General features: G+C 76.1%; 7 protein-coding genes. 3 read left to right on the plus strand and 4 right to left on the minus strand.

The window, feature by feature from the left end:
* Positions 1–152 precede the first annotated feature (152 nt).
* The gene (locus ACSNOK_RS28770; protein WP_436783719.1) at positions 153–1328 is read left to right on the plus strand and encodes a hypothetical protein; all 1176 of its coding nucleotides are present in this window, start codon (positions 153–155) and stop codon (positions 1326–1328) included.
* Positions 1329–1424: 96 nt separating this feature from the next.
* Here ACSNOK_RS28770 and ACSNOK_RS28775 read toward each other — a convergent pair whose 3' ends face one another.
* Complete coding sequence (locus ACSNOK_RS28775; protein WP_436783720.1) at positions 1425–2093, minus strand: GNAT family N-acetyltransferase; 669 nt, start codon at positions 2091–2093, stop codon at positions 1425–1427.
* 299 nt (positions 2094–2392) lie between these two features.
* Between ACSNOK_RS28775 and ACSNOK_RS28780 the strand changes: the two genes are divergently transcribed.
* Together ACSNOK_RS28780 and ACSNOK_RS28785 are read left to right on the plus strand one after the other, a co-directional pair.
* Entirely contained in the window at positions 2393–2782 is a 390-nt protein-coding gene (locus ACSNOK_RS28780) for a hypothetical protein (protein WP_436783721.1), read from the plus strand.
* Positions 2783–2986: 204 nt separating this feature from the next.
* Positions 2987–3805: a class I SAM-dependent methyltransferase gene (locus ACSNOK_RS28785; protein WP_436783722.1), complete on the plus strand. Its 819-nt coding sequence runs from the start codon at positions 2987–2989 to the stop codon at positions 3803–3805.
* A 351-nt stretch (positions 3806–4156) separates the two neighbouring features.
* On the opposite strand, the gene ACSNOK_RS28790 is transcribed toward ACSNOK_RS28785, so the two are convergent.
* The 3 genes from ACSNOK_RS28790 to ACSNOK_RS28800 are packed head-to-tail and all read right to left on the minus strand — an operon-like array spanning position 4157 to position 7118.
* Complete coding sequence (locus tag ACSNOK_RS28790) at positions 4157–5029, minus strand: ABC transporter ATP-binding protein (RefSeq protein WP_436783723.1); 873 nt, start codon at positions 5027–5029, stop codon at positions 4157–4159.
* A complete protein-coding gene (locus ACSNOK_RS28795) occupies positions 5026–6132 on the minus strand; it encodes a FecCD family ABC transporter permease (RefSeq protein ID WP_436783724.1) in 1107 nt (368 codons plus the stop codon). The genes ACSNOK_RS28790 and ACSNOK_RS28795 overlap by 4 nt, the downstream gene beginning before the upstream one ends.
* On the minus strand, positions 6129–7118 hold the full coding sequence (locus ACSNOK_RS28800; RefSeq protein ID WP_436783725.1) for a FecCD family ABC transporter permease: 990 nt from the start codon (positions 7116–7118) through the stop codon (positions 6129–6131). The genes ACSNOK_RS28795 and ACSNOK_RS28800 overlap by 4 nt, the downstream gene beginning before the upstream one ends.
* Positions 7119–7146 lie beyond the last annotated feature (28 nt).

A 7146-nucleotide genomic window follows, 5' to 3' on the forward strand; every position in this document is an offset into this window, starting at 1 on the left:
TCACCCACCCCCACCCCCTCACACGTCGAACGTCCCGTTCGTCCTCCCGGGCGCCCCGGGTCGTTCTCGCGGACAGCCGGGGGAGGAGCGGGTACCGTCGGATCCGGGAGGCGGCGGCGAGGCGTCGGAGGTCACCGGGGAGCTTGGGGGACGTGGTGGGGATCGAGAGCGATCAGCTCGTCTACGACTACCTCAGCAAGGTGGGCGACATAGCCCAGCGGCGGTCGCTCACGTCCGGCGACCGGATGCGCCTGGTCACCCGGTTGCGCACGGAGATCGAACGGCGCCGGGCGGTCGAGGGCGCCGACACACCGGCCGCCGTGCGCCGCATCCTCGACGGGCTGGGCACGCCGGACGAGGCGGTGTCCGGCGCGAGCGGCGGCTCGGACGGCGCGGACGCCTCCGGGACGGCGGGGGCCGCGGGACGCGTCCCCGCGCAGCGCCGCGAGCCGGGCGCGGACGGCGCGGGCGCGGGCGGGCGGCCCGGCGTGGGTACCGGGACGGGCGCGGTGCGCTTCCCCGACACGGGCGCGCCGCCGCACCTGGCCACGGAGGAGGAACTCCGGGGGCCGTCCACTCCCGTGGGAGCCGCGGACGAGTGGTGGCGGGTGGAGCGCACGCCCTTCGACGCGGGCGGCGGGACGACGACGCACGGGTTCACGGGCGGGATAGAGATCCCGGACATGCTCAAGCCCCCGCCCGGCCCGGAGGAGCTCGCGCGGCAGCAGGAGCAGGCGCAGGCGGCGGTGGAGGCGGTGCCGGGCGAGCGGCCCGGTGACGCGGCGCGCCCGTCCGCCGCCGTCGGCGAGCAAGCGCCGTCCGGAACGCGTGCGGGCGGTCTCCGACGCCGGTTCCCCTTGCGGCGCCTGGTCGGCGGCGGCCGGGCGGGCGGCCCGGGCGCGGGCGTGGACGGCGCCGGTGCGGCCGGTGCGGCGGGAGCCGGAGACGGTACGGGAGCCGGTGTGGGAGTGGCAGGGGGTGCGTCCGGGGCCATCCCCGTGAGCCCGGTGCTCGCCCTGGTGGCGATCCTGCTGGTCGTCGGGGCGGTGCTGGGCCAGTGGGTCGTCATGGCGGCCGGCTGGGCGCTCGCGTACATCACGCGCAGGCTCACACAGACCGAGTCCAAGTGGGCCGTGATGGGCGTCCCCGGCCTGACGGCGGGCGCCGCCGTGGTGTGGCTCTGGGGCCGTCTCGAACACCGCTGGGGCGCGCCGATAGCCGAGGGGGAGCTGGGGGCCGCTCTGGCCGGCACCGTTCCGGTCGTGGTCCGGGCGGCGGCCGTCGGTTCGGCGCTGTTCGTCCTGTGGCGGGCGCGACGGCCGGGGTGACGGCCGGGGTACGCCAGGGGGGAGCCGGGATGGCGGTTGCCGCAGGGGCCCGCGGGGCGTGGGCGGCCGAGGGTGACGGCGGACACCGCCCGGCCTTCAGGGCCTGCCGGGCTCCCTCCGCAGGCACCAGGTGCGGGGTCCGTCGTCCGGCAGCCGCACCTCGGCCGTGACCGCGAACCCGAGCCGCTCGTAGAAGCGCAGATTCCGCTCGGTGGAGGTCTCCAGGTACGCCGGGTGCCCGGCGCCGTCGGCGGCGGCCAGGCCGGGGGCCAAGACCGCCGCGCCGAGGCCCTTGCCCTGGTGGACGGGGTCGACGCCGACCGTGGCGAGGAACCAGGCGGGCTCCCGGGGCCGGTGAGGCTCCAGTGCCCGTTCGGCGGCTTCGAAGACGGGGGCGCGGTCCCCGGCCGACTCGGCGATCAGCGGCGCCGCCTCGGCGAACGCGGGCCCGGGATCCCGCTCGGGCGTGGTCCACACCGCGACCGCGACGGCGTCCCCGCCCCCGCCGTCCCGCGAGCCCGCACCCTGGACACCTTCCGCACCCCGGGCGTCCTCCGCCACCCACACCCGCCCGTACGCCAGACCCACCCGCGTCAGGAACAGTTCCTGCAAGCGGCGGAGCCGCTCCTCGTGTCCGTCGGCCGCGACGACATGCCGGGTGAAGGGGTAGTGGGCGAACGCACGGGTGAGAGTTCGGACGGACGAGGGCACGTCCCGCGAAGTGGCGGGACGGACGGGGTGCATGGGGTGCGCGGGATGCTCCATGACGGATGAACGGCCGGGATGCGTCGGCGCGTTCCCCTGAAGTGAGGGTGGACGGTGCCGCTCGCTCCGCTTGAGCGCGCGGCCGGTCAAGTGGCCGCCGGGTGGCCCCCGAACCCGTCCGCCCACCCGTACGGCGATGTGGCGCGCCCGGCGGCCGGAGGCGCGGGTCCGGCGGTTGTCCGGCGGGACCCGGTCCGTTCCCGGCCAACTCCCGTGCGCCGCTGTCCGCTCGACGCGCCGCTGAGTAGCGTCGGTGCCCGCGCAACGACCCGCACGACACCTCGGTCAAGGGAGGACCCATGCGTATCCGTCCCCGTGTCGCGGCCGTCACCGCGTCCCTGGCCCTCGCGGGCGGAGCGGCGGTGGGCCTGGCGGCCCCCGCCCAGGCATCCGCCCCGGCATCCACCCCGGCATCCACCCCGGTATCCACCCCGGCATCCGACCCGGTCACCACGACCGCCACTTCCGCCGACTTCACGTGCGACGCCTGGCGGTACCGGCGCGACGACAACGGCCACGGCGCGTCGATCACCTGCTACGGCAGTCCGTTCACCGCCTACGTCGTCTGCCACCGTGCCGACGGCATCGACTACATCCGCTTCGGCGACCGCGTCCGCTCCGGCCGTACGTCGACCGCCTGGTGCGACCTCAACGGCGAGGTCACGGACGCGGGAGCCTTCCCGGGCTGACGAACGCGGCCCGCGCGCCCGGGACTTCGCACCGCACGGCGAGGCGGGCCGAACGGTCGACCCGCCACTCCGCGCGCTCCCACGCGAACCGAAGCGCGACGTGCCACACCGGATGGTTCGGCCCCCGGCCGCCCCTCGACACGGGAAACGGCGCGCCCCCCGGCACCCTGGACAGGCTGCCGAGCCCGGGCCGGCATGCTGCCCATGTCGCAGACGCCCGCGGTCGACCCCGAGATCATCGCGTTCTACACCGAGGGGTACGACGAGGCGGCGCGGTTGACGTCCTCCGCCGACGGCATGCTCGAACTGGTGCGTACGCGGGAGCTGCTGCGCCGTCACCTCCCGCCGGCGCCCGCGAGCGTTCTCGACGTGGGCGGCGGTCCCGGTGTGCACGCGCGGTGGCTGTCCGCCGACGGGTACGACGTGCGTCTCGTCGACCCCGTTCCCCGGCACGTCGAGGCCGCGCTGCGGGACGGCTGCCGGGCCGAACTCGGGGACGCGCGGCAGCTCGCGGCGGCCGGTCGTTCCCAGGACGCCGTGCTGCTCCTCGGGCCCCTCTACCACCTGCTCGAACGGGACGACCGGCTGCGGGCCCTGACGGAGGCCGGGCGGGTACTCAAGCCGGGCGGGGTGCTCGCGGCCGCCGCGATCAGCCGCTACGCCTCGCTGTTCGAGCACACGGCGACCACCTGGCTCGACCGCGAGCGGGTACGTGACGCGGTCACGGACATCCTGGCCACCGGACGGCACGAACCCGGGCGCAAGGGCTTCACGGCCGCGTACTTCCACACCGCCGGCGAGCTCGCGGAGGAGCTGGAGCGCGCGGGGTTCCGCGACGTGCGCGTCTTCGGTGTCGAGGGTCCGGCCTGGGGGTTGTTGAAGGCGGTCGAGCAGCACACGGGTGAGCGGATCGTGGACTCCCCGATGTTCCGTGCGGCGTTGGCGGCCGCTCGTATGGCGGAGCAGTACGGCGAGCTCCTGGCCGCCGGGTCGCATCTGCTCGCCGTCGGGCGATCCGGCTGAGAGCCGGGAACGGCGCGGGGCGCGACGGGCGTTGACCGCCCGGCGGTCGCGGCGTTCGGTCCGCTGACGGGGCGGTGCCGTCATCGCGTGCGGTCGGTGGTGCCGTCCGCATCGTCGCGGGTTGTGGAAGGCCCTGTCCGGGTCTTCGCGGGTCATGGAAGGTCCGCGCCGATGCCCCGCCGGGGGTGCCAGCTCGTGCCGGTCCGCCTTTCCGTCCTGGCGGAGGGGGTCGGCGCGGCCCGGACCGTCCCCGCGGCGCCACGGCCGCCGCGCCGTTGAACGGGCGGAGCAGCGCAGCGCAGGGCAGCGCCCGGGGTCGCCCGGGCGGCGGTGCCGGGCGGCCGGGCCGCGTCAGGCGGTCCGTCCGTCCGCTGCCGGTGGTCCCGGCACGACCAGTGGGCCGCCTGTGACCGGGTCCGGGATGACCACCGACTCCAGGCCGAAGACGTCGCGGACGAGGTCTGCCGTCACCACGTCCCCCGGGCGTCCCTGGGCGACGACGCGGCCGTCCTTCATGGCGACCAGGTGGTCGGCGTAGCGGGCGGCCTGGTTGAGGTCGTGGAGGACGGCCACGACGGTGCGGCCGCGGTCGGTGTTGAGGCGGCGGACGAGGTCGAGGACCTCGACCTGGTGGGCGATGTCGAGGTAGGTCGTCGGCTCGTCGAGGAGGAGCAGGTCGGTCTCCTGGGCCAGGGCCATGGCGATCCAGACGCGCTGGCGCTGGCCGCCGGAGAGTTCGTCGACCGGGCGGTCCGCCAGCGCCGCGACGTCCGTGCGTTCCATCGCCTCGGCGACCGCCCGCTCGTCCGCCTCCGACCACTGCTGCCACCAGCGCTGGTGCGGCTGCCGCCCGCGCGCGACGAGGTCGGCGACCGTGATCGCCTCCGGTGCCACCGGCGTCTGCGGCAGCAGGCCCAGGCGGGTGGCCAGCCGGCGGGTGGGGATCCGGCTCAGTTCCTCGCCGTCGAGGAGGACGGCGCCGGACACCGGCTTCAGCAGCCGGCCCAGGGCGCGCAGCAGCGTCGACTTGCCGCACGCGTTCGGGCCGATGACCACGGTCACCTCGCCGTCCGGCACGTCGAGATCGAGGCCGTCCACGACCGTCCGGTTCTCGTACGCGAGCGTCAGGGACCGGGCGCGCAGCCGCCCGGCGGGGGCGGCGGGACCGGCCGGTCCGGGAGCCGTGCCGGGCTCGTCCCGTCCGTGGACCGTTTCCTGGGTCATGCCGACTTCCCTCCCGTGCGGCCGCGGATGATCAGCCGGATGAGGTACGGCGCGCCGACGGCGGCCGTGAGGACGCCCACCGGGAGCTGGGTGGGTTCGAAGAGCTTGCGGGCCAGGAGGTCCGCGAGGACGACGATCAGCGCGCCCGTGAGCGCCGAGCAGACGAGCGGGATCTGCGCGGTCCGCGTCGTCCGGCGGGCGATCTGCGGGGCGAGGAGCGCCACGAAGTCCACCGGTCCCGCCGCGCCCGTCGCCACCGAGGCGAGGACGACGCCGAGCAGGACGAGCCCCGCCCGTACCCGGTTCAGGCGGACGCCCAGGGCGGTGGCCGTGGCGTCGTCCAGGGCGACCGTGCGCTGGGCCCGCGCGGCCCAGCACAGCGGCACGGCGAGCACCAGCAGCGTCCACGCCACCGGCGCCGCCGCGTCCCAGCCGGCGCCGTTGAGCGAACCGGTCATCCAGACCTTGGCCTGCTGGGCGACCAGATAGTCGCCCTTGGTCAGGAACAGTTGCGTGATCGCCCGGAGCGCGATGGCGAAGCCGATGCCGATGAGCACGAAGCGGCCCGCGTGCAGCCCGCCGCGCCACGCGAAGACGTAGACGAGGGCGGCGGCGAGCAGGCCGCCCGCCGTGGAGACGTAGGGCAGCGCCGCGTACGAGGTGACGCCGAACGTCATCGCGCCGACCGTCAGCGCCCCCGCCCCCTGGGACACGCCGATGATGTCGGGGCTGGCGAGCGGGTTGCGGGCCACGGTCTGGATGAGCGCCCCCGAGATCCCGAACGCGGCTCCCACCAGCAGACCCACGGTCATCCGCGGCAGCCGGAAGGTGCCGACGACCAGTTCGTCGGGGGACGGCCGGCCGAGGAGGACGTCGACGACCGCGCCCGGCGCGACGAAGGTGTCGCCCACGCACAGGTACGCCAGGCAGGCCGCGGCCAGCGCCGCCGCCAGGCACAGGGCGACGGCCGCGGCGCGGCGGTGGAGGAGGAAGGAGCCGCCGCCGGCGCGGGCGCGGAGGACGGTGTAGCCGGTGGGGCGGAGGGGAACGGCGTCGTGGGTCCGCCGCTCGGTCCGTTGCCGCTCCCGCTGCTGGGTCCTCATGCGGCCACCTTCCGGCGCCGGGCGAGCGCGACGAGGAACGGGAGGCCGATGAGGGCCGTCATCACACCCGCCGGAACCTCGCTGTCCGCGTAGATCACCCGGCCGACGACGTCGGAAAGGAGCAGGACGACCGGTCCCAGCAGCGCCGCCATCGGCAGCAGCCTGCGGTGGTCGCCGCCCACGAGCGCCCGGGCGATGTGCGGCACCGCCAGGCCGACGAACGCGATCGGTCCCGCGGCGGCCACCCCCACGCCGGTGAGCACGGTGGCTCCGGTGCCGGCCGCGATCCGGACGGCCGCGACGTTGCGGCCGAGGCCGCGCGCCACGTCCTCGCCGAGCGCGAGCGCGTCGAGACCGCGTGCCACGGACAGCACCAGCAGGGTGCCGGCCAGCAGGAACGGCCACATCTGGCCCACGATCGCGTGGTCCCGGCCCGCCAGCGAGCCGATCTGCCAGAACCGGAACTCCTCCAGCGCGGACGCCCGGGTGGTCAGCACCCCGGAGATCACCGAGACCAACAGCGCGTTGACCGCCGCCCCGGCGAGCGCCAGCTTGACGGGGGACGCGCCCCCGCGACCGCGCGACGCGATCGCGTACACCGCGACGGACGCCACCGCCGCCCCCGCGAACGCGAACCACACCTGTCCCGCCAGGGTGTGCACCCCGGCGGCGGCGATGGCGAGGACGACGCCCAGCGAGGCGCCCTGGCTGACGCCGAGGATGCCCGGGTCGGCGATCGGGTTGCGGGTGACGCCCTGCATCACCACGCCCGCCATGGCGAGGGCGGCCCCCGTCATCAGACCGATCAGCGTCCGCGGCAGCCGCAGCGAGCGGACGACACCGGCCGTGGCGTCGTCGCCGCCGTGCAGCAGGGCGTCGAGGACGCGGTCCGGCGGGATCGTCCGGCTGCCCACGGCCAGGCTGAGCACCACGGCCGCCAGCAGCGCCACGACGGCGGCGGCCGTCCATCCGACGTGCCGCCGGATACCGACGGGCGGGGACGGAGGCGGGGGC

The organism is Streptomyces sp. URMC 126 (assembly GCF_051386555.1).
Taxonomy (GTDB): domain Bacteria; phylum Actinomycetota; class Actinomycetes; order Streptomycetales; family Streptomycetaceae; genus Streptomyces.